Raw genomic sequence first — 16,845 nt, 5'->3', positions numbered from 1 at the left:
CCCCGATGCGCCAGCGGTAGAGCAGATCGTTGAGGCAATGCCCGAAGCGCGAGACCATGATGACGACCTTCATCTTCTCGGCCTCGTCGTGGAACTGCCATTCCATCCCGAAGGGCTCCGCGACCGGGCCGAAGGCGGCGCCGACATCCTCCAGCGTCGCGCCCCGTTCGCTCTTGAAGCTCACGCGCATGAAGAAGTTGCCGGTCTCGAGATCGTCGAACTGGGCGCTGTCGGTGATGTTGCAGCCCTGCTCCGCCAGGAAGGTGGCGATGGCAGCGACGATGCCGCGGGTCGAGGGGCATTTGACGGTGAGGGCGTAGGAGCTCATGCTGGGCGGATCCTGTGGATGGCGCGACGGTCGGACCCTCGCTGCCGGGTTTGCGGCAGGGCGTCAAGCCCGCGCGGGCGGAAGTCTGGGCCCATATTCCGCAAGCTTTGCCTATCCGTGCGCCCGGTGGCGACCACTTTGACCCGGCCAGCGACATGAACGGCCCCCGAGCCTTTCCCCCTGCGCGGGAACGTGTTTATGCTGCCCGAGCCTTGTGCAAGCGCTTTGGACCTTGCCCGGTGCGGCGCCACCCCCGGGGGCGGTGCAGGCCCGGACCGGGGAAGGGATGCGGCGCCCTTGGCGGACCGACGAAGCAACCACGGAAAGGACTTCGATCCTTCATGGCCGAAACCTCCTTCGCGACCCGTTTGACCGACCTGCTGTCATTCGTCTATCCCGACATCGACGGCCCCATGCTGGCGAGCCAGGTGATCGACGCCTTCTGGCCCGAGGACAAGCACAGGCGGAAGAAACCGCGAAAGCCCGGCAACAACCTGTGGACGCAGAACGACGCGGTGCTCATCACTTACGGCGATTCGCTGATCGACGGGTCGCACAAGCCGCTGGACCTGATGAACGACTTCCTGCTGAACCGGATGAAGGGGGTGGTGAACGGGGTGCATATCCTGCCGTTCTTCCCCTACACCTCGGATGACGGGTTCGCGGTCACCGATTACCGCAAGGTGAACCCGCAATTGGGCGAATGGGCCGACATCACGCGGATCGGCGCGGAATTCCATCTGATGTCGGATCTGGTGCTGAACCATGTCTCGTCGCAGGGGGTGTGGTTCAACGCCTACCGGCAGGGGCAGAAACCCTATGACGGCTTCTTTTTCGAAGCCTCGCCCGAGGACGACCTGTCGATGGTCGTCCGCCCCCGCACCACGCCGCTGCTGCAGGAGGTCGAGACGGCGATGGGCACGCGCCATGTCTGGTGCACCTTCAGCCACGACCAGATCGACCTCGATTTCCGCAATCCCGAGGTGCTGCTGGAGATCGTGCGCATCATCCGGCTGCACATCGACATGGGGGTGCGCATCATCCGGCTCGATGCGGTGGCCTTCCTGTGGAAGGAGATCGGGACCAACTGCATCCACCTGCCGCAGACCCATGCGGTGATCCGGATGCTGCGCCTGCTGATGGATTACGCGACCGAGTCGGTCATCCTGCTGACCGAAACCAACGTGCCCAAGGCCGAGAACCTCAGCTATTTCGGCCACCGGAACGAGGCGCATGTGGTCTACAACTTTCCGCTGCCGCCGCTGATCCTGCACGCGATGATGTCGGGGACGGCGCGCTATCTCGTGGACTGGCAGCGCACCATGCCGCCCGCGCCGCTGGGCTGCGCCTATCTGAACTTCACCGCCTCGCATGACGGCATCGGGATGCGCCCCGCCGAGGGGCTGCTGCCGCCGCCCGAGATCGGCAGGATCATCGACACCATCCGCGAGATCGGCGGGCTGGTCTCCATGCGCACCCTGCCGGGCGGGGGCGAGGCGCCCTACGAACTGAACTGCGGCTATTTCGCCGCCATGGGACGCACCTTCAAGGGCGAGGATGGGCACCACCTTGCCCGGTTCCTGTGCTGCCAGACCATCGTCATGTCGCTCGAAGGCATCCCTGCCTTCTACATCCATTCCATGCTGGCCACCCCCAACGACCTGGAGGCGGTGGAGCGGCGCGGCATGAACCGGGCGATCAACCGCCACCGCTGGGATTACCCGGCGCTCCTGGAACGGCTCGACGATCCGGAGACGATCCACGCGCAGGTGCTGAAGGCGGTGTCGGAACGGCTGCAACTGCGTTCCGGGCAGGAGGCCTTCCACCCCAACGCGACGCAGTTCACGCTGAACCTCGACCGGCGGCTGTTCGGGCTGTGGCGGCAATCGCTGGACCGGGCGCAGTCGATCTTTGCCCTGCACAACGTCAGCGACGAGACGGTCGAGATCGCCGAAGGCGACCTGAACCTCATCGCGGACGAGACCTGGGTCGACCTGCTGTCGGGCGAGGAGATCACGGGAAGCGTCACCATGGCGCCCTACCAGTGCCGCTGGATCACCAACGAGGTCTGAGGCGCCTCAGAGGCGGGCCAGAAGCTCGGCCTTCTTGGACTCGTATTCGGCATCGCTGAGAATGCCCTTGTCATGCAGCGCCGCGAGTTTCTCGATCCGGCTGAAGATCTGGTCGTCGCTCATCGCCGGGGTCTGCGGCGGCGTGCCGGGCTGCGGCGCGGGGGCGGGGGCAGGCGACAACGGCGGCTCAGGGATCAGCGGTGTCGCACCGGCGGGCAGGGTGTCTTCGGGGGCGGAGGGCGCCGGAGCCGCCCCGGATGCCTCTGCGCGGGTGTCCCCGGATGCGGGCGACGGTGCGGCGGCTTCCGTGATCTCGCGAAGGTCGGCCACCCGGACCAGCCCGTGCTGGCTGGTGAAGGTCAGGCTCTGCCCGCCGCTCTGTGCCTGCCCGAAGCCCGAGATCGCGTGATCGCCGGTGTCGAAGACCCGGACCCGTCCGCCGATGTCCAGCGCCAGCCGCCGTGTCTGCGGGAAATACGCGTAGCGCATGTCGTTCTGGCTGCCGACCGAGGCGGGCTGACCCAGTTCCTCCGGCCAGCCGCCGGCTTGCGGCACGAAGAGGCTGCTGCCGGAGAGGCTGTTGCCCTGAAAGCTGCCGCCCTGCGATTGCGACTGCGACGACACGGGCGCCGCGAACAGCCCGTGGCTGCGCACCACCCCGGCGAGGTCGTTGCAAAGCGCGTCCACCCTGGCCTTCAGCCCGTTGTTGAACATGTCGCCGACCATGGTCATGCCGCCCTGCGACCACTGACCCATGCCGCCCAGCTCGGGATGGTTGAACTGCGCCTGCGTACCGCCGCCTGCAGCCACCGCCATGAGCATGTGGGTCGCGGCGTCTTCGCTGATGCCATGGCGCGCGGCGATCTCGGCCACGATCCGCTGGCCGTCGTCTGTGAGTGTCTGCATCGGATGGTCCTTCGGTCCGGGCAAGGTCAGGGGAATAGCACCGGGGGCGGCTGGTGAACACAGCAATCGGCCGAAGCGGCCGCACGAATAAGCGGCAGCGCCCGCCGTCTGCGCCGCGCCATTGGGCAGTTCGGCACCTCGGCGGCGACCGCAGCCCGTGGCACGAGCTTCGACCGATGGGGCCCGCAGGTCCCGCCGCGCAGGGTTATTCCGGAATGCTCTCGCCGCTGCCGCCGAGGTCGGACGGGAAATCCTTCATCTTGGGAAGGCCGTCCCGCATCGGCAGCACGGTTTCGGCATAGTTGACGTGAACGCCGGGCGCGAAGGGCTGCGTCGGAATGGTCGCCGCGTAGACGTCCATCAGATCCCAGTGCGGGTGGTGGGTCATCAGGTGACCGCCGCATTTCGTGCAGAACTGCCGGTCGCTCCGCTCGGTCTTGCGGTAATGTCCGACGTGGTCCTCGCCAGCGGTGATCCTGACGTTCCCCGTGTTGAAGAGGGTGAAGGCGTTGACCGGCCCAGCGGACCACGACCGGCAGGAGGCGCAATGGCAATAGCCCATCGCGACAGGATCTCCGGTCACTTCGATTTCGACCGCGCCGCAAAAGCACGTCCCCGTTTGCGTTCCGCCCATGTGCCGATGTCCCCCGCGCGCCCGGACCCGGCATGTGCCGGGTCTCGTCACGCGAGCAAAGCCTAGCACGGATCGGCCGCTCCCCCGGTGCCAATTCCGGTCAGGCAGGTTCCGTCGCCTTCGCCCGGCCCGGAACAGGGCCCGCAGAGCCGAGCCGCGGCGGCCTCGGGCGTCACCCGAACTCCTCCTCGTCAGCCGCCACCGCCGCCCGGAAATCCGCCAGAAGGGTCGGGTCGGCGGAATGCACGCGGTTCCAGGTGGGGATGAACGGCGTCTCCTGCGGGTTCTCGATGAACATCTGGCCCGCGCGGACGATGTTCTCGCCGAACATCTCGATCGAGCGTTCCTCGGCGTGGCGGTCGATGGCCAGTCCGTTCATCTTGGCATCGGCCCAGTAGGCTTCGAGCAGGTCCAGCGCCGAGCGGTAGTAGGTCGCCTTGAGCGTGCGGAAGACATGGGGGGTAAAGATCGTCCCGTCCGCCGCCAGCTTGCGGAAGATCGCCTTGCAGATGTCCACCGACATGCGCGACAGCCCCTTCGAGGCATCCTCCGGCGACAGCTCCTGGTGCTTGTGGTCGTACTCGTCCGCGATCTCGACCTGGCAGACCTGTCGCGGCCCGAGATTGCGCCAGGCCTCGGAGAGCACGCCGATCTCCAGACCCCAGTCCGAGGGAATGCGCAGGTCGGGCAGCAGGCCCGTGCGCAGCGCCATCTCGCCGGACAGCGGGTAGCGGAACGCCCGCAGGTAGTCGATGTAATCCCGGTCCCCGATGGTGCGCTTCATCGCGATCAGCAGCGGCGACACCAGCAGCCGCGTCACCCGGCCGTTCAGCTTTCCCTGCCCGACGCGGGGGTAGTAGCCCTTGGAAAGCTGGTAGGAAAAGCTCGGGTGCGCCACCGGATAGACCAGCCGGTCGAGCATCTCGCGCTTGTAGGTGACGATGTCGCAATCGTGGATCGCCATCACCGCGGAATCGGCGCAGGAGATCAGGTAGCCCATGCAGCCCCAGACGTTCTTGCCCTTGCCCGGCTCCTGCGGGGCCAGCCCCAGCGCCTCGAGCCGGCCCATGATCCCGAGCATCCGCGGGCTGTCGTTCCAGATCACCGTGGTCTGCTGCGGAAGCACCGAAAAGAACTGCCGCGCGTGGCGGTACTGCGCCTCGTCCGCGCGGTCGAGACCGATGATGATGCGGTGCAGGTAGCTGACCTTGGCCAGCTCCCGCAGGATGCCGGGCAGCGCGTCGCCTTCCAGCTCCGAGAACAGCGACGGCAGCACCAGCGAGATCTTGCGGCTCTGGGAAAAGGTCTCGAGTTCGTAGATCAGCTCTTCCTGCGGGCGGGCGCGCAGGTTGTGGAACTGGGCAATGTTGCCGTTCTGCTGAAAGTCGGCCATTCACTCTGCTCCCGTCATGAATCCAAGCTCGTCAAGTATGTCCAGTACGGCGCGGTTCCAGCCCTCCGGGCCGGGCGCCGTGGTGCGTCGGATGCGGCCCGTCGCCTCGCCCGGAAGGGGGGGCAGGCCGGTGCCGTGGTCGTTGCGGATGACGACGCCGTGGTCGGCGGCCTCGATCATCTCGCGGTCGTTCGGGGCATCCCCCAGGGCCAGCGTCACCTCGGCCCCGAGATCGCGCGCGATGCCCGCCATCTGCCCGGCCTTGGTGCCGCCGAAGGACAGGGTCAGGAACCGCCCGCCGCGCCGCGCCGCGATCCCCTGCGAGGCAAGCGCCGCGACAAACGCCGCCTCGCCCGCCGCGGTTCCGCCCCACAGCCCCGGTTCGGTGAACTGCCGCTGACGCGCCAGCGCCGCGCCGGCGGGGGGCAGGCCGGTCGCCTCGGCCACCTCGCGGTCGCTCATGTCGCCGAAGCCGGTGAAGGGCGCGCGCAGCGGCTGCGGCAGGGCGGCAAGCGCCGCACGCAGCCGGGCATAGGTGGCGGCGCTGCCGCCCGTTTCTCCGGGCGGACAGCGCGCCGCGCCGTTCTCGGCGATCACGGGGGTTCCGCGCAGGTTCAGCTCGGCCTGCAGAGGGGCAATCTCGGCCACGGTCTTCGAGCTTGCCAGCACCAGCGGCACCGCGAGCCGCGCCAGCGCCGCCAGCGCCGGGGCGGCGGCGGCATGGCTGTAGGACGCATGGTCCAGCAGCGTGCCATCCAGGTCGGTAAATACAACAAGCCGCACGCGGATCCCCCGGCGTCCTAGGATTCGCCACCAGCCTAATCGCTTGTCCGGGCATAGGAAACAACGGATCGCCGCAGCGCGGCACGGCGCCCGGTCCGGGCGCATCCGACCCGATTGAATGAAGCTGTTCTTAAGTGTCCTTTAAGAATTGATGATTGTTGAGCGCGCCCTCCGGCCGCATAACCCTCCCCGGAAGACAAGGGAGGACACCATGACCGCAACACCCGCTCGCGACGGCTCCAACACCAGCCTCGACCAGCGCGCCTGGGCCATCCGGCGCAACGCGCTGCTGATGGGCGAGGTGCAGGGCCAGGGCTACATCGGCCAGGCGCTCGGCGCCGCCGACCTGCTCGCGGTCAGCTACTTCCACGCCATGACCCTGCGCGCCGAAGACCCCGAATGGGAAGGGCGCGACCGCTTCTACCTGTCGATCGGGCACTATGCCATCGCCCTCTACGCCGCCCTGATCGAGGCCGGCGTGCTGCCCGAGGACGAGATCGCCACCTACGGCATGGACGATTCACGCATGCCGATGTCCGGCATGGCCGCCTATACGCCGGGGATGGAGATCACCGGCGGTTCGCTCGGCCACGGTCTCGGCATCGCGGTGGGCGCGGCCCTGGGCCTGAAACGCAAGAACAACCCCGCCTTCGTCTACAACATGCTGTCGGACGGCGAACTCGGCGAAGGCTCCACCTGGGAGGCGGTGATGTCCGCCGTTCAGTGGAAGCTCGACAACCTCATCGCAATCGTCGACTTCAACAACCAGCAGGCGGACGGACCGAGCATGAAAGCCCTCGCCACCGGTCCCGGCACCGAGGCGGCCAAATGGCGGGCCTTCGGCTGGCACGCGGTCGAGGTCGACGGCAACGACATCCCCGCGCTGGTGCAGGCCTTCGACACCGCCCGCTCCCTGGCCGAGCCGAAACCGCGCGTCATCATCTGCCACACCAGGATGTGCAAGGGCATCCCCTTCCTCGAAGAGCGCGAGATCACCCACTTCGTCCGCGTCGATGCCGACGAATGGCAAAAGGCACTGGCGCTGCACGACACCAACCGCCCCGCCTGACCCCGCATCTTCTCTGGTTTCGAAATATCCCGGGGGAGTCCGCGAAAGCGGACGGGGGCAGCGCCCCCCGACACCCCCGGCCACAAGGAGGGCCGCACCCATGATCGGACCGAATTCCCGCCGCAAATCCAAGTACGACCCCCGCAGCGCCCCCGGCGCGGGCGGGGCACGCACCTCCGCGATGATCGCCTCGCTCGATTCCGAAGGCCGCGACACCGTTGCCGCCCCCTTCGGGCAGGCCCTGATCGAACTGGCGAAAACCCGCGAGGACATCGTCGGCCTCAGCGCGGACCTGTCGAAATACACCGACATGCACGTCTTTGCCAATGCCCACCCCGACCGCTTCTACCAGATGGGCATGGCCGAGCAGTTGCTGATGTCCGCCGCCGCCGGCATGGCGCGCGAAGGCTTCACCCCCTTCGCAACCACCTACGCGGTCTTCGCCTCGCGCCGGGCCTATGACTTCATCTGCATGGCGATCGCCGAGGAGAACCTCCCCGTCAAGATCGTCTGCGCGCTGCCCGGTCTCACCACGGGCTACGGCCCCAGCCACCAGGCGACCGAGGATCTCGCCATCATGCGCGGGATGCCCAACCTCACGGTGATCGACCCCTGCGACGCGGTGGAAACCGCGCAGGCGACCCATGCCATCGCGGATCATCCCGGCCCGGCCTACATGCGGCTGCTGCGCGGCAAGGTGCCGGAGGTTCTGGGCGAATACGGCTACGAATTCGAGATCGGCAAGGCCAAGGTCATCCGCGACGGCACCGACGTGCTCTTCGTTTCGTCGGGCTTCATGACCATGCGTACCCTCGACGCCGCCACCGCGCTGGCCCGCGACGGCATCTCCTGCGCGGTGCTGCACAGCCCGACGATCAAGCCGCTGGACGAGGCCACCATCGCCCGCGAAGCGGCCAGGGGCGGCCGCCTCGTCGTCACCGCCGAGAATCACTCGATCACCGGCGGGCTGGGCGAAGCGGTGGCCGGGGCGCTGATGCGGCGGGGTATACACGTACCGTTCCGCCAGGTGGCGCTGCCGGACGAATTCCTCGACGCGGGGGCGCTGCCCACGCTTCACGACCAATACGGACTTTCCGTCGGCGCGATCACGCAGCGCGTGAAAAGCTGGCTCTAACGCAAGGAAACGACTATGAAACTTCTCGAAGGCAAAGTGGCCGTCATCACCGGCGGCGCCAGCCCCCGCGGCCTCGGCAAGGCGACCGCGAAACTCTTTGCGGAGCACGGCGCGACCATCGCCATCCTCGACCTCGACGCAGCGCAGGCAGAGGCCGCGGCGGCGGATCTCGGCGAGGGTCACATCGGCCTGGCCTGCAACGTGACCGACAAGGCGGGCTGCGACGCCGCCGTGGCCGAGGTCATCGCGCGGCTCGGCAAGATCGACGTGCTGGTGAACAACGCGGGCATCACCCAGCCGCTCAAGTTCCTCGACATCGCGCCGGAGAACTACGACGCGGTGCTCGACGTGAACCTGCGCGGGACGCTCTACATGAGTCAGGCCGTGCTGCCCGGGATGCGCGCGCGCAAGCAGGGCTCGGTCGTCAACATCTCCTCGGTCAGCGCGCAGCGCGGCGGCGGCATCTTCGGCGGCCCGCACTATTCCGCGGCCAAGGCCGGGGTGCTCGGCCTGACCAAGGCCTTTGCCCGCGAATGTGCCCCCGACGGCATCCGCGCCAACGCGGTCTGCCCGGGGTTCATCGCGACCGACATCACCGGCGGCAAGCTGACGCCCGACATGATGACCCAGATCCTTTCGGGCATTCCCATGGGCCGCGCCGGCGAAGCGTCGGACGTGGCGGGCTGCTGCCTGTTCCTGGCCTCGGACCTTGCGGCCTACGTGACCGGGTCCGAAGTCGACGTGAACGGCGGATCGCTGATTCACTGACGGGCTAGGGGTCGGTGGCCCTCAACCGCTGACCCGTTGGGGGGCGGCGCCGGACATCAGTTCGCGTTCGGCGTCGATCTCTTCCGTCCGCAGCCCGAGCCGCGCCAGGAGCGCGGCGGTCTGCGCCTCGTGGAGCGCGGATTCCTCGGTGATCCAGTCCATGAACAGCCGCACCGCGCGCCGGTTCAGGTAGCGCGTGGGGCAGGTGGCCCAATGGGCGATGTAGACCAGCACCGGAAGGGACGGGGTGAAGGGCACCAGCCGCCCTTCGGCGACCTCGGCCGAGGCCATGACCAGCGATTCCAGCACCACGCCCGCGCCATCCGCGGCCAGTTGCAGCGCCATCGAGGATCGGTCGATCAGGATCGCCTTGGTGTTGCGGGCCGACAGCTCGTTCCGCCGCAGCCAGACATCCCACTGGCAGAGGTTGCGGGCGCTGTCGATCAGCCGCGCCTTTTCGAAACGCGAGCGGGGATCGGCTTCGGTGTCGAGCCCGGCAAGGTAGTCCGGGCTGCACAGCGGCAGCATGTGGTCGCGCACCATGGGCGAGACGTGGAACCCAGGCCAGGTGCCGAGCCCGTAGCGGATGTCGAGGTCCATGATCTCGCGTTCGAAATCGGTCGGGTCCGGCGCCGCGTCGACCCGCAGATCCCAGGTCGGGTGCCGTTCCACGAAGCGGTGAAGGCGCGGCCCCAGCCAGCGTACCCCGAAGCTGGGCGAGACGCGCAGGTTCAGACGGCGGCTTTCGCGCGCCCGGCCGAGGTTGCGATGCGCCTCGCGCAGCATGGAAATGGCGGCGGTACTGGCCTGGAACAGCTGTTCCCCCTCGAGCGTCAGGCTGAGCGCGCGCCCGTTGCGGCGGAACAGCTTCACGCCCAGTTGCTGTTCGAGCTGCTTGACCTGCTGGGAGACGGCGGAGGGCGAAACCGAGAGTTCCTCGGCGGCGCGGGTCAGGCTGCCGCGCCGGGCCACCGCTTCGAAATAGAGAAAGGCGTTGAGGTTCTGGTCTCGTGACACGGCAGGGCCCCTGGTTGAAGCCCTGCTAAACTACCCCTTCGGCCGGGCTTTAGAAAGGCCCGGCGCGCGCGGGGGCGGTCAGGCTCCGCGCTGCCGGCGCAGGTCGGCCAGTTCCTCCGGGCGCAGCACGGGCATGGCGGGGCGGCGCGGCGATACCGGGACCGGGGCGGGCGTGCCCCCGGTGCGATCCGGCCAGACGCAAAGTGCGAGCCCCATCCAGAAGCACAGGCCCAGCAGCAGGAAGGGCGGGGCGGCGGCCATGACGGACAGCGACCGGGACAGCGGTTCCTCGATCTGCATGGCGATCACCGCGCCCATCGCCGGCAGCACGAAGAGCAGCGGCAGCAGCCCGGTGCCCAGCAGCACCGGCAGAAGGTGCCGCCTGCGCGACGGGCGGGCGAACCATGCCGGCATCAGCGGCGGGCGGGCCAGCGTCACCGCCACCAGCATTCCGACCACCGCGATGACCGCGGGCAGGGCAGCGAACTGACCGCGCGCCATCATGCCGGGCACCGCCACGAAGAACGCCAGAACGGCGAAGGCTCCGTAGATCCCGGTCAGTCGCAGCAGGGTCAGGTAACAGGTCGCAAGCATGCGGCGCATGGAGGTCCTCCTCATCGGTGTGTGGGGAGGGATATCGCGCCGCGTCATGACGGCTTGTAGGCCGGTAAAGGGCAAGAATGTGGAATGTGGTTAACCGGCGGTTAATGGCCGAGCGGGGCTACCAGGATTTGCCGCGCGCGGTCACCGGCCAGAGGCATTCCACCGTATCGCCGCGCATGCCGACGTACCAGTCGTGCAGGTTGCAGGTCGGGTCGCAGTGACCGGGGACGAGGTGCAGCGCATCGCCGATGGCCAGCGTGTCCTCCGGGTCGGTCACGGTGCCGTGCTCGTCCGAGCAGGCGGCATAGCGCAGGTCGGCGCGCCCGTGGATCAGCGGCAGGCCGCTGTCGAGCGATTGCGATTTCAGCCCCGCATCCACCACCGCCTGCCCCGGCCGGGTGCGCGACATGACGCGGGTCAGCAGGAACAGCGCGTTGTCGAAGGTCGCGTCCAGCCGGGCGCCGGACCGGTCGAGGATCCGTCCGTAATCCGCATCCATGAAGGCGTAGGAGCCGCACTGCAGCTCGGTATACAGCCCCGACGCGGCTTCGAAGTCGGCGCTGCCGGTGCCGCCGCCGGTCACGGTGTCGCAGGGCAGACCCGCCGCGGCCAGCGCCTCGACCACGGTGCGCGTTCGGGCAATGGCGGCCTCGGCCACCTCGCGGCGATCCTCGAAGGTTTCGATATGCTGGAGCGCGCCGTGATAGGCCTGAAGGCCGCGAAAGCGCAGCCCCGGCGCGGCGGCGATGGCGCGCGCGATGGTCACGGCCTCGTCGGCGGAGGGGACACCGCAGCGTCCCGCGCCGCTGTCGAACTCCACCATAACATCCAGCGCCGTGCCCTGCGCCTGAACCGCGGCGGAGAGCTCGGCCACGTTGTCGGCATCGTCGGTGCAGACCGCCACCCGCGCGCCCAGCAGCGGCAGCCGCGCAAGCCGGATCAGCATGCGCGGATCGCGCACCTCGTTGGATACCAGCACATCGGAGATGCCCGCCCGCACGAAGGCTTCGGCCTCCGACACCTTCTGGCAGCACAGCCCCACCGCCCCGGCGGCGATCTGCAGCCGCGCCACGTCGACGGACTTGTGCATCTTGCCATGGGGCCGCAGGTTCACGCCCCGCGCCCGCGCCAGGGCGGCCATGCGGTCGATGTTGCGTTCGAGCGCATTCAGATCGAGGACCAGGCAGGGCGTGACCACCTCGTCCAGACCCATGCCGGGCAGGGCTGGCACGTCGTAGCCGACCCTCGGACCTCCCGCCGGTCCCGTCACGCGCTCAGGCGACGTTCTCGAATTTCGCCTCGGGCGTGACGCCGAGCGCATAGCACACGTCGCGCGTCAGTTCCGGACGGTTCAGCGTGTAGAAATGCAGCTTGTCGACGCCGCCTTCCAGAAGCTCGGTGCACAGCTCGGTGCAGAGCGCGGTCGCCAGCAGGTCCTGGCGGCCGTCGCGTTCGGCGGCCTCGAAGGCCTCGATCACCCAGGCGGGGATCTTGGTGCCGGTGGCCTCGGCAAAGCGGCGCGCTCCCTTCCAGTTCTCGATCGGCAGGATGCCGGGCACGATCGGCTTGTCGATGCCCGCCTTCTCGCAGGCGTCGCGGAAGCGGAAGAAGCTTTCCGCCTCGAAGAAGAACTGGGTCAGCGCCTCGGTGGCACCGGCGTCGAACTTGCGCTTGAGATACTCCACGTCGGCGGTGGCGGTGGGCGCCTCGGGGTGCTTGTCGGGATAGGCCCCGACGCGGATGGTGAAATCGCCGCTCTCGCGCAGCGCCTCGATCAGCTCGACGGACGACCCGAAGCCGTCGGCATGGGCGGTGAAGCCCGAGGCGCCCTTGGGCGGGTCGCCGCGCAGCGCGACGATGTCGTTCACGCCGGCCTCGCGGAACTGGCGCGCGATGTTCAGGGTCTCTTCGCGGGTGGCGTCGACGCAGGTCAGATGCGCCGCGACCTTCAGGCCGGAATGCTTGTGCAGCGTCGCCACCACGTCGCGGGTCAGCTCGCGGGTGGTGCCGCCCGCGCCGTAGGTGACCGACACGAACCGGGGGGCCAGCGGGGCCAGCGACTGTACCGTGTCCCAAAGGCGGAAGGTCGCCTCGATGTTGCGCGGCGGGAAGAATTCGAAGCTGATCTCGGGGCGGTTCATGACCGTGGTCCTTCTGTTGACGTGGCCCTTGTCGCATGACAGCGGTTGTGAGACAAACTCATAAATCTCAAGAACAACATGAGCCGGACGCGGGTATGCATATCGAGTTCCGACATCTTCGGACGATCAAGGCCATTCACGAAGCGGGCGGGCTGGCCCGGGCGGCGGATCAGCTGAACATAACGCAATCCGCGCTGTCGCACCAGATCAAGGGGCTGGAAGATCAGGCCGGGGTGGAGCTTTTCGTGCGCCGCTCCAAGCCGATGACCCTTTCGGCGGCGGGAATGCGGCTGTTGCGGCTGGCCGACCACATCCTGCCGCAGGTCGAGGCGGCGCTGGCGGAATTCGACGGCCTTCGCAACGGCTCGTCGGGGCGGCTGCACATCGCGATCGAGTGTCATGCCTGTTTCGAATGGCTTTTTCCGGTCCTGGAGACCTTCCGCAAGAGCTGGCCCGACGTCGATGTCGACATCCGCCCCGGCCTTGCCTTCGATGCCCTGCCGGCGCTGCTGAAGGAGGACGTGGACCTCGTCGTCTCCTCGGATCCGGAGGCGCTGGCCGGCGTCACCTTCAACGAACTATTCGACTACAATCCGGTCTTTGTCGCGGCCTCGTCGCATCCGCTGGCCGCGCGGCCATATGTCGAGGCCGAGGATTTCCGCGACCAGACGCTGATCACCTACCCGGTGGAGCGGTCGCGGCTCGACATCTTCTCGCAGCTTCTGACGCCCGCCAAGGTCGAACCGGCCGCGATCCGGCAGGTGGAACTGACGGCGATGATTCTGCTGCTGGTCGCCTCGAACCGAGGGGTTGCGGTGCTGCCCGACTGGGTCGTGCGCGAGGTGAAGTACAATTCCGACTACGTCACCCGGCCCCTGACGAAAACGGGGATCACGCGCGGCCTCTATGCCGCCACGCGGAACGACGATCTCGACAAGCCCTACATGCGCGACCTGATCCGCCTCGCGGGACAGGAAGCCCGCCGCCTTCAGACGCAGTAGGGGACGGACGCACCCCCGCCCGGGACCGATGCCGGGTCGCCGGTGCCGCCGGATCGCGACCGGGACGCGGTCACACGGACTTGATGTCGGATGCCATCATGCGCCCGTCGCGGCCTTCCTTGAGTTCGAAACTGACTTTCTGATTATCGGCGAGGCCGGTAAGTCCCGACCGTTCGACGGCTGAAATATGAACGAAGACGTCCTTGCCGCCTTCTTCGGGTGCAATGAAGCCGTAGCCTTTGGTGGTATTGAACCATTTCACGGTGCCGCTTGGCATGTTTCCCCGTGCTCCTTCCAGTCTTCCCTTGTACATGCCCGCCGGTCCGGCGGACGCCCTGTCACATCCGATTTTCAGGGGGAGAGCCCGTTCGGCGACGGGGGTCCGCGGCTGATCGTCGAAGGTCACGCATCGAGGGTTACACGGGCGATGTAAAAATCAAGAGAAAGGCTTCGCAGGCGCGGCAATCGGCAATAAATTGTTCCGGAACGGTCAAGGAAGGGGCGCCCCATGCGGCTTTACGGTCTGAAAACATGTGACACCTGCCGGAAGGCGCTGAAGGCGCTGCCGGAGGCGGAGTTCGTCGACGTGCGCGGGACGGGAGTGCCTGCGGAGGTGCTGGAGGCGGCGTTGCAGACCTTCGGGGAGCGGCTGCTCAATACCCGGTCGACGACCTGGCGCGGGCTCGATCCCGCCGAGCGGGAGGGCGCGCCGCGCGATCTTCTGGCCGCTCACCCGACGTTGATGAAGCGGCCGTTGATCGTCGCGGGGGACCGGATGTACCTCGGCTGGGATGCCGGGGTGCGGACCGCGCTCGGCGCGTCGGGCTAGGCCGGGGTTCCGGCCGGGGCCGCGCGCCGCGCCAGCACCCGGTCGAGCGACAGCGCCCCGGCCCCGAGCATCACCAGCGGCACGAGCAGCGCGAGCCACAGCAGCCGCTGGTCGAGGATCGGCGCGTCGGGCACCCTGTCGAACCAGGCGCCCAGGGTTTCGGGCTGGCCGAGCGCGCCGTGGCCGTAGAGGTCGGTGAGCGTCTGCACCGCGACGAAGCCGATCATCGCGAGCGAGGCAAGCCGGGTGAACAGCCCCGCGACGATGAGCAGGGGCAGCAGGAATTCCGCCCAGGTTCCGGCGACCGTGACCAGCCAGTGAAACACGCCGAGCTGCGAGGAATCGTAGCCCGTCGCTTCGAACTGGCGCGGAAAGATCTGCGCATAGGCGCCGGTCGAGGGGCTGAGGATGCCGAACACCCCGTCGCCGAGCTTGGTCGCCGCCGAGGCCCAGAAATATCCCAGCAGCGTCGCGGCAAAGGTCACGCGGGCCAGCAGGGGCAGCCCTTCGGGAGCGAGCCGTTCGATGGCGGCAAAGAGGCGGTGATGCAGGCGGATGAGCATGTCCATGTCAGCGGTCCTTCGGGATGAGGGCGGTGATGGCCCGCCCCGCGAGAAGCAGGGACAGGCAGGCGGCGGGATCGAACCCGTCCCCCGCGCGGTCGAGCGCGGTGCCGAAATCCTTGCCGTCCCGCAGCGCCGCGACGAAGGCGCCGCCGCCGGGCGGGAGCAGGTGGGGCGCGGGGTCGTAGTCCGGCCGCAGGATCAGCACGTCCTGCGCCTCGGCGGGTGGCGGCGGCGCGCCCGGCTCCAGCGCCAGGCGCCGCAGGGCGTGGATCGGCCAGGGCGAGCGCAGCAGGATCGCGGCCGGGGCCAGCGCGATGCGCAGTCCCGCCAGCGCGGTGCCGTCCGGCGTCATCAGCTCCGCCGCATCGACCGGCCGGGCATCCGCCGCGTGATAGGAGCGCCGCATGGCCAGGTCGAGCCGGCCGCAATCGGGCAGGTAGCCCATGCCTTCCAGCGCCTCGAGCCCGGCGAGGAAGGCGGGAAAGGCCGCGCCGTACCGCATCATCAGCGGCGATTCCGGCGGATGGCGGCGCAGGAACAGCCCGGCCACGCGGGCGAAATTCCCCTCTCCGAGCAGGGCGCGGACCACGGGAAAGCCGGTTTCCAGCGCCTCGGTCAGGGAGACGGCGACATTGTTGCGATAGACCGCAAAGCGCCGCCCGGCCGGGGCCCCGGCGCCGTCGGTCAGCCCCTCGGGTACCGGGCGCGCGGGGTCGAGCAGCGCGGCATGGAAGGCGCGGGGGATCATGCCGGCACCAGTGTCCGGGCCAGCGCCGCCCGGGCGCGGCGCGCTTCGGCGGCCAGCACCGGCCAGTCGGGCACGTCCGTGTCCCATTCCACCAGCACGGGTAGGGGACCGGAGCGGGCAAGCGTGTGGTCGAGCAGCGCCCAGACCGGGTCGGCCACCTCGCGGCCGTGGCTGTCGATCAGCAGCGGCGCGCCGTGGTCGTCCTCGTCCTCGTCATGGCCGCCGACATGGATCTCGCCCACGCGGTCGAGCGGAAAGGCGTCGATGTAGCCCTGCGGGGTGTAGCCGAGGTTGGTGGCCGAAACGAAGACGTTGTTGACGTCGAGCAGCAGCCCGCAACCGGTGCGCTGCGCGATCTCGGCCAGGAACCCCGGCTCGTCCCGCGTGCTTTGGGCGAAGGCGAGGTAGGAGGAGGGATTTTCCAGCAGCATCCGGCGGCCCAGCACCTCCTGCACCTCGTCGACGTGGTCGCAGATCCGCGCGAGGGTGGCATCGGTATAGGGCAGGGGCAGCAGGTCGTTCAGAAAGTGGCTGTCATGGGTCGACCAGGCGAGATGTTCGGAAAAGCTCGCCGGGTTCAGCCATTCCACGAGATGTTTCAGGCGGGCGAGGTGGTCGCGGTCCAGCGCACCCTCGCCGCCGATGGACAGGCCGACGCCGTGCACCGAGATGGCAAAGCGTTCGGACAGGGCGCGCAGCTGGGCCAGCGGTCGGCCGCCGTCGCCCATGTAGTTCTCGGCGTGGATCTCAAGCCATTGCACCGGCGCGGCATCCGCCAGGATCGGCGTGTAATGCTGCGGCTTGTATCCGACGCCCGGCGCGGCGGGCAGGGGGGTGATCGGGGGCATGGCG

General features: G+C 68.4%; 19 protein-coding genes. 6 read left to right on the top strand and 13 right to left on the bottom strand.

From position 1 onward, the window contains the following. The coding region (locus ACN0RJ_RS20560; protein ID WP_417725507.1) for an ACT domain-containing protein at window positions 1-328 on the bottom strand (328 nt) is incomplete at its 3' end. A gap of 341 nt (window positions 329-669) precedes the next feature. Here ACN0RJ_RS20560 and ACN0RJ_RS20555 point away from each other — a divergent pair. Beyond that, a complete protein-coding gene (locus ACN0RJ_RS20555; RefSeq protein WP_417725506.1) occupies window positions 670-2,400 on the top strand; it encodes an alpha-amylase family glycosyl hydrolase in 1,731 nt (576 codons plus the stop codon). Between the two features lie 6 nt (window positions 2,401-2,406). Here the strand turns inward: ACN0RJ_RS20555 and ACN0RJ_RS20550 are convergent, their stop codons facing one another. From ACN0RJ_RS20550 to ACN0RJ_RS20535, 4 genes are all read right to left on the bottom strand, one after another. Further along, the gene (locus tag ACN0RJ_RS20550) at window positions 2,407-3,306 is read right to left on the bottom strand and encodes an SHOCT domain-containing protein (protein ID WP_417725505.1); all 900 of its coding nucleotides are present in this window, start codon (window positions 3,304-3,306) and stop codon (window positions 2,407-2,409) included. A 205-nt stretch (window positions 3,307-3,511) separates the two neighbouring features. Continuing rightward, complete coding sequence (locus ACN0RJ_RS20545; protein WP_417725504.1) at window positions 3,512-3,889, bottom strand: GFA family protein; 378 nt, start codon at window positions 3,887-3,889, stop codon at window positions 3,512-3,514. Window positions 3,890-4,112: 223 nt separating this feature from the next. Further along, window positions 4,113-5,333 carry a glycosyl transferase gene (locus ACN0RJ_RS20540; RefSeq protein ID WP_417722251.1) on the bottom strand — a complete coding sequence of 407 codons (1,221 nt, stop codon included), beginning with the start codon at window positions 5,331-5,333 and terminating at the stop codon, window positions 4,113-4,115. Then, the gene (locus ACN0RJ_RS20535) at window positions 5,334-6,116 is read right to left on the bottom strand and encodes an HAD-IIB family hydrolase (RefSeq protein ID WP_417725503.1); all 783 of its coding nucleotides are present in this window, start codon (window positions 6,114-6,116) and stop codon (window positions 5,334-5,336) included. A gap of 211 nt (window positions 6,117-6,327) precedes the next feature. Between ACN0RJ_RS20535 and ACN0RJ_RS20530 the strand changes: the two genes are divergently transcribed. From ACN0RJ_RS20530 to ACN0RJ_RS20520, 3 genes are all read left to right on the top strand, one after another. Next, the gene (locus ACN0RJ_RS20530) at window positions 6,328-7,185 is read left to right on the top strand and encodes a transketolase (protein ID WP_417725502.1); all 858 of its coding nucleotides are present in this window, start codon (window positions 6,328-6,330) and stop codon (window positions 7,183-7,185) included. A 100-nt stretch (window positions 7,186-7,285) separates the two neighbouring features. After that, window positions 7,286-8,320, top strand: a complete 1,035-nt coding sequence (locus tag ACN0RJ_RS20525) for a transketolase family protein (RefSeq protein ID WP_417725501.1) — start codon at window positions 7,286-7,288, stop codon at window positions 8,318-8,320. Window positions 8,321-8,335: 15 nt separating this feature from the next. Next, window positions 8,336-9,088, top strand: a complete 753-nt coding sequence (locus tag ACN0RJ_RS20520; RefSeq protein ID WP_417722255.1) for an SDR family NAD(P)-dependent oxidoreductase — start codon at window positions 8,336-8,338, stop codon at window positions 9,086-9,088. 21 nt (window positions 9,089-9,109) lie between these two features. Here ACN0RJ_RS20520 and ACN0RJ_RS20515 read toward each other — a convergent pair whose 3' ends face one another. The 4 genes from ACN0RJ_RS20515 to metF form a co-directional block, all read right to left on the bottom strand. Then, window positions 9,110-10,105: a LysR substrate-binding domain-containing protein gene (locus tag ACN0RJ_RS20515; protein ID WP_417725500.1), complete on the bottom strand. Its 996-nt coding sequence runs from the start codon at window positions 10,103-10,105 to the stop codon at window positions 9,110-9,112. A gap of 78 nt (window positions 10,106-10,183) precedes the next feature. Further along, complete coding sequence (locus ACN0RJ_RS20510) at window positions 10,184-10,708, bottom strand: hypothetical protein (RefSeq protein ID WP_417722257.1); 525 nt, start codon at window positions 10,706-10,708, stop codon at window positions 10,184-10,186. A gap of 118 nt (window positions 10,709-10,826) precedes the next feature. Continuing rightward, window positions 10,827-11,921, bottom strand: coding sequence for a DSD1 family PLP-dependent enzyme (locus ACN0RJ_RS20505; RefSeq protein ID WP_417725509.1), 1,095 nt, complete (start codon window positions 11,919-11,921; stop codon window positions 10,827-10,829). A 61-nt stretch (window positions 11,922-11,982) separates the two neighbouring features. Continuing rightward, window positions 11,983-12,849, bottom strand: a complete 867-nt coding sequence (gene metF / locus ACN0RJ_RS20500) for a methylenetetrahydrofolate reductase [NAD(P)H] (RefSeq protein WP_417722258.1) — start codon at window positions 12,847-12,849, stop codon at window positions 11,983-11,985. Window positions 12,850-12,944: 95 nt separating this feature from the next. On the opposite strand from metF, the gene ACN0RJ_RS20495 reads away from it, so the two are divergent. Continuing rightward, window positions 12,945-13,850, top strand: coding sequence for a LysR family transcriptional regulator (locus ACN0RJ_RS20495; protein WP_417725499.1), 906 nt, complete (start codon window positions 12,945-12,947; stop codon window positions 13,848-13,850). 70 nt (window positions 13,851-13,920) lie between these two features. On the opposite strand, the gene ACN0RJ_RS20490 is transcribed toward ACN0RJ_RS20495, so the two are convergent. Continuing rightward, complete coding sequence (locus ACN0RJ_RS20490; RefSeq protein WP_417722333.1) at window positions 13,921-14,127, bottom strand: cold-shock protein; 207 nt, start codon at window positions 14,125-14,127, stop codon at window positions 13,921-13,923. Window positions 14,128-14,358: 231 nt separating this feature from the next. Between ACN0RJ_RS20490 and ACN0RJ_RS20485 the strand changes: the two genes are divergently transcribed. Beyond that, window positions 14,359-14,679, top strand: coding sequence for an arsenate reductase family protein (locus ACN0RJ_RS20485; RefSeq protein WP_417725498.1), 321 nt, complete (start codon window positions 14,359-14,361; stop codon window positions 14,677-14,679). Here the strand turns inward: ACN0RJ_RS20485 and ACN0RJ_RS20480 are convergent. Genes ACN0RJ_RS20480 through ACN0RJ_RS20470 form a run of 3 tightly spaced genes read right to left on the bottom strand, consistent with a single transcriptional unit; the run spans window position 14,676 to window position 16,841 of the window. Beyond that, complete coding sequence (locus ACN0RJ_RS20480) at window positions 14,676-15,248, bottom strand: DoxX family protein (RefSeq protein WP_417722261.1); 573 nt, start codon at window positions 15,246-15,248, stop codon at window positions 14,676-14,678. The genes ACN0RJ_RS20485 and ACN0RJ_RS20480 overlap by 4 nt on opposite strands. A 1-nt stretch (window position 15,249) precedes the next feature. Next, window positions 15,250-15,993 carry a putative DNA-binding domain-containing protein gene (locus ACN0RJ_RS20475; RefSeq protein WP_417725497.1) on the bottom strand — a complete coding sequence of 248 codons (744 nt, stop codon included), beginning with the start codon at window positions 15,991-15,993 and terminating at the stop codon, window positions 15,250-15,252. Continuing rightward, a complete protein-coding gene (locus ACN0RJ_RS20470) occupies window positions 15,990-16,841 on the bottom strand; it encodes a DUF692 domain-containing protein (protein ID WP_417725496.1) in 852 nt (283 codons plus the stop codon). Before ACN0RJ_RS20470 ends, ACN0RJ_RS20475 begins: the two co-directional genes overlap by 4 nt. Between the last annotated feature and the right edge of the window lie 4 nt (window positions 16,842-16,845).

The organism is Salipiger sp. (genome assembly GCF_048261495.1).
GTDB lineage: Bacteria > Pseudomonadota > Alphaproteobacteria > Rhodobacterales > Rhodobacteraceae > Salipiger.
The sequence above is the reverse complement of the archived record's forward strand: the minus strand, read 5'-3'. Positions and strand labels throughout refer to the sequence as shown.

Bases quoted from the DNA above. Each gene is read 5' to 3' on its own strand.
- ACN0RJ_RS20555 (WP_417725506.1), top strand. From the start codon at position 670: ATGGCCGAAACCTCCTTCGCGACCCGTTTGACCGACCTGCTGTCATTC.
- ACN0RJ_RS20550 (WP_417725505.1), bottom strand. From the start codon at position 3,306: ATGCAGACACTCACAGACGACGGCCAGCGGATCGTGGCCGAGATCGCC.
- ACN0RJ_RS20540 (WP_417722251.1), bottom strand. From the start codon at position 5,333: ATGGCCGACTTTCAGCAGAACGGCAACATTGCCCAGTTCCACAACCTG.
- ACN0RJ_RS20530 (WP_417725502.1), top strand. From the start codon at position 6,328: ATGACCGCAACACCCGCTCGCGACGGCTCCAACACCAGCCTCGACCAG.
- ACN0RJ_RS20525 (WP_417725501.1), top strand. From the start codon at position 7,286: ATGATCGGACCGAATTCCCGCCGCAAATCCAAGTACGACCCCCGCAGC.
- ACN0RJ_RS20520 (WP_417722255.1), top strand. From the start codon at position 8,336: ATGAAACTTCTCGAAGGCAAAGTGGCCGTCATCACCGGCGGCGCCAGC.
- ACN0RJ_RS20510 (WP_417722257.1), bottom strand. From the start codon at position 10,708: ATGCGCCGCATGCTTGCGACCTGTTACCTGACCCTGCTGCGACTGACC.
- ACN0RJ_RS20505 (WP_417725509.1), bottom strand. From the start codon at position 11,921: ATGGGTCTGGACGAGGTGGTCACGCCCTGCCTGGTCCTCGATCTGAAT.
- metF (WP_417722258.1), bottom strand. From the start codon at position 12,849: ATGAACCGCCCCGAGATCAGCTTCGAATTCTTCCCGCCGCGCAACATC.
- ACN0RJ_RS20495 (WP_417725499.1), top strand. From the start codon at position 12,945: ATGCATATCGAGTTCCGACATCTTCGGACGATCAAGGCCATTCACGAA.
- ACN0RJ_RS20490 (WP_417722333.1), bottom strand. From the start codon at position 14,127: ATGCCAAGCGGCACCGTGAAATGGTTCAATACCACCAAAGGCTACGGC.
- ACN0RJ_RS20485 (WP_417725498.1), top strand. From the start codon at position 14,359: ATGCGGCTTTACGGTCTGAAAACATGTGACACCTGCCGGAAGGCGCTG.
- ACN0RJ_RS20480 (WP_417722261.1), bottom strand. From the start codon at position 15,248: ATGGACATGCTCATCCGCCTGCATCACCGCCTCTTTGCCGCCATCGAA.
- ACN0RJ_RS20475 (WP_417725497.1), bottom strand. From the start codon at position 15,993: ATGATCCCCCGCGCCTTCCATGCCGCGCTGCTCGACCCCGCGCGCCCG.
- ACN0RJ_RS20470 (WP_417725496.1), bottom strand. From the start codon at position 16,841: ATGCCCCCGATCACCCCCCTGCCCGCCGCGCCGGGCGTCGGATACAAG.